This window comes from Oscillibacter sp., from assembly GCF_032060045.1.
Taxonomy (GTDB): Bacteria; Bacillota; Clostridia; order Oscillospirales; family Oscillospiraceae; genus Oscillibacter.
In genome coordinates this window covers 1-3685 of record NZ_DAMBZJ010000010.1, presented here as the reverse complement: position 1 = coordinate 3685, position 3685 = coordinate 1, and the positions used below count along the sequence as shown (strand labels likewise).

The 3685-nt window shown below is 55.4% G+C and carries 4 protein-coding genes; all 4 read left to right on the top strand.

All coding sequences use genetic code 11. The features are described 5' to 3' along the window. Positions 1-531 (top strand): endolytic transglycosylase MltG (gene mltG / locus RT018_RS05695; protein WP_312940063.1); only part of this gene is annotated, 531 nt, incomplete at its 5' end. Continuing rightward, entirely contained in the window at positions 518-1744 is a 1227-nt protein-coding gene (locus RT018_RS05690) for a U32 family peptidase (RefSeq protein ID WP_312940061.1), read from the top strand. The genes mltG and RT018_RS05690, both read left to right, overlap by 14 nt. A gap of 30 nt (positions 1745-1774) precedes the next feature. Then, complete coding sequence (locus tag RT018_RS05685; protein ID WP_312940060.1) at positions 1775-3172, top strand: FAD-binding protein; 1398 nt, start codon at positions 1775-1777, stop codon at positions 3170-3172. Between the two features lie 277 nt (positions 3173-3449). Further along, positions 3450-3685 (top strand): sigma-E processing peptidase SpoIIGA (locus RT018_RS05680; protein ID WP_312940059.1); only part of this gene is annotated, 236 nt, incomplete at its 3' end.

The following is a 3685-nucleotide window of genomic DNA, read 5'->3' as shown; positions in this document are numbered from 1 at the left end:
CCGGACACCTATGATTTCTACGTGAATGAAAAGCCTGAAAACGCTCTGCGCCGCCTGATTTCTAACTTCTCCGCTAAGATGGATGAGGACATGATGGCGCAAGTGGAAGCCTCCGGCTACAGTCTCAAGGAGATTGTCACCATTGCATCCCTGATTGAGAAGGAGACGGCGGGCGGCGATCAGGCTACCATTGCATCCGTCATCTACAATCGGCTGGCGGATACTGGAAGCCATGGCACGTATAAAATGCTTCAGGTGGATGCGTCGCTGTTGTATGCCATTCCGGATCATGAGGGCATTATTACCAACGACGACAAAAAGGTGGATTCTCCGTACAACTTGTATAAATACGCGGGCCTGCCGCCCACGCCCATCGCAAATCCAGGGCTGAAATCTCTGCAGGCGGCGCTGAACCCCGAAACCACCGGCTATTATTTCTATGCGCTGGGCAAAGATAGAACCCACTTCTTCTCTGCCACGCTTCAGGAACACAACCAGTTTATCAATAGTGACCAGTATGTTGGAAATTAAGCTTCCAGAGCTGCTTTGCCCTGCGGGGGATATGGAGCGGCTGAAAATGGCCGTGGCCTACGGGGCAAACGCGGTATATTTGGCAGGCACCAGTTTTGGGATGCGCTCTTTTGCCGGGAATTTTTCCGACGAAGAGCTGTCCACTGCGGTGGAATACGCCCACAGCCAGGGTGTGAAGGTTCACTGCACAGTGAACACCGTGCCCCGTAACGAGGAGATAGCCAGTCTCCCGGCGCATCTGGAAACACTCCAGAGCGCCGGGGTAGACGCGCTGATTGCGGCAGATATGGGCGTGTTCGCTTTGGCGGAAAAATATGCCCCTCGCTGCCAACGGCACGTCTCCACGCAGGCAGGCATCGCCAACTATGAAAGCGCCCGGGCGTGGCACGATTTGGGCGCAAATCGGGTGATTTTGGCCCGGGAGCTAAGCTTGGAAGAGATTCGGGAAATCCGGGATAAAACTCCGGAATCTCTTGAGGTGGAGTGCTTTGTTCACGGAGCCATGTGCGTGAGCTATTCGGGTCGATGCCTTTTGAGCAACTATATGACCGGGCGGGATTCCAACCGGGGTGCTTGCGCCCAGCCCTGCCGGTATCAGTACGCACTGATGGAGGAAAAACGCCCCGGCGAATATTTCCCGGTGTTTGAGGACGAGCAGGGGACCTACATCATGAATTCCCGGGACATGTGCATGATTGACCATCTGGACGATTTGTGTGCCGCTGGAATTGACAGCCTGAAAATTGAGGGCCGCGCAAAGTCAGCGTATTACGCGGCAATTGTCACCGGCGCATACCGCCGCTGTTTGGATGCGGTGGGCGCAGGAGAGCCGATCGACCCCGTTTGGCGGGACGAAGTGGACCACGTCAGCCACCGCCGCTATTCCACCGGCTTTTTCTATGGCCAGCCGGGGCAGTATGTGGCCGACTCCCGGTATATTCGAGAGTGGCAGGTGCAAGCCCTTGTCATCGGCTGCGACGAGGAGGGAAATGCTACCCTGTCCCTGCGCAACAAGCTGACACGCGGAGAGCACGTGGAGGTGGTGGGACCGGACTTCCGTCCCTTTGCCATGACCGTGCCGAATTTGAGGGATTCGGACGGTTCGACGGTTCAGGAAATCAAAACGCCTCAGGCCGTATTTCAAATGAAATTGCCCCGCCCCGTGCCGCCGCTGTCTTTGGTGCGGCACGCCGTGGAGCTTTCAGGAAAGTAAACGCCAGCCAGGAAAATAAGGAGAAAAACGATGAACGCAGACGTTGTGATTGTGGGTGCGGGCCCGGCCGGTATTTTTACCGCGCTGGAGATGCTCAAAAAGGGCAGTAAACAGAAAATTGTAATGGTGGAGAAGGGGCAGAGTGTGGAAAAACGCCACTGTCCTAAAGACAAGACGGGCTACTGCGTAAACTGCAAACCCTATTGCCACATTACCACCGGGTTTTCCGGCGCGGGGGCCTTTTCCGATGGAAAGCTGTCTCTTTCCTACGAAGTGGGCGGCGACCTGCCCACGCTGGTGGGAGAGGATTTGGCGCAGGAGACAATCGACTATACCGACAAAATCTATCTGGATTTCGGTGCGGACGAGCACATCGAAGGTCTTGGTAACGACCTTGAGCGCAAGGAAATCCGCAAGCACGCCATTCAGGCGGGACTGAAGCTGGTGGACTGTCCCATCCGGCACCTTGGCACGGAAAAGGCCCAGAGCCTGTATTTTGCCATCGAGCGGTATTTGCAGGAACATGGTGTGGAAATCCTATTTGGATATGAGTGTTCCAACATCATTTTGGAGAACAACGTTTGCAAAGGCGTTTCCATTTCCAACGGTAAGACGGAGCAGGAGATTTTGGCGAAGCATACCGTGGTAGCCACCGGTCGCCGAGGTGCGGACTGGTTGGAACGTCTGTGTGCCGAGCACAACATTGCCCACGCTCCCGGCACGGTGGACATCGGCGTACGGGTAGAGGTCCGCAACGAGGTTATGGAGATGGTGAACCGCGTGCTGTATGAGTCCAAACTGGTGGGCTATCCTCGGCCGTTCAAGAACAAGGTACGCACTTTCTGTCAGAATCCCGGCGGCTTTGTTTCTCAGGAGAATTACGACAACAATCTGGCGGTGGTCAACGGCCACAGCTATAAAAATCTGAAAACGGAAAACACGAACCTGGCGATTCTTTGCTCTCACAATTTCAGTGTTCCCTTTAACCAGCCCATTGCCTATGCCCAGAAGGTGGGCGAGTTGACCAACATGCTGGGAGATGGACACATTATGGTCCAGCGCTTTGGCGACATTCTGGACGGCAAGCGGACATGGCCCAAGGAGTTGGCCCAGTCCAACATCCGTCCAACGCTGCCGGACGCCGTTGCGGGGGACATTACCGCCGCTATGCCCTACCGCTCCATGGTGAACATTATCGGTTTTATTCAGGCTATGGACCATGTGGTTCCCGGCTTTGCTTCGACGGAGACCCTGCTGTATTCTCCGGAGCTGAAATTCTATTCCAACCGGGTGAAGATGGACACCGACTTCAATACCAGCCTGATGGGGCTGCACTGTTTGGGGGATTCCTCCGGCTGGACTCGGGGACTGATGATGTCTTCCGTGATGGGAACCCTTATGGGCCGGAAAATCGCCGAGGAGGGCTGAACCACGCCCGCCGGAACCCGAAGAAAACGGCCAGGGAAGTGTCTGCGTGAGAATGCCTGCTTTTTAAAGAAAACGATCAAATTGAATCGATTATGAGCCGACAGGGCGCGGAACAAATCGTTCCGCGCCCTTTTTTGTGAAACTAATTGCCACGGCAGTCTTATATTTTTTCCGTTGTCAAGCGTGAATTTTACTTTGATTGCGACCTGATTTTTGCACCGGCTGTCCTATAATGAGGGATACACAGCCACATGATGCGGGGAGGGATTGACGAGAGATGACGGTGGTGTACATAGACAGCGTGTTCGCGCTGAACGCGCTGGCAGACTATCTGCTGGTATATTCCGCCGCCCAATTGGCAGGCGCCAGGCTGCGAAGACGGCGGTTTCTTCTGGCGGCGCTGCTGGGAGGCGCTTATGCAGCAGCGGTGTTTTTGCCGGGGATGGGTTGGCTGACCGTTCCGCCGGTAAAAATAGCGGCGGGAGGGTTGATGGCGCTGGCTGCCTACGGCGG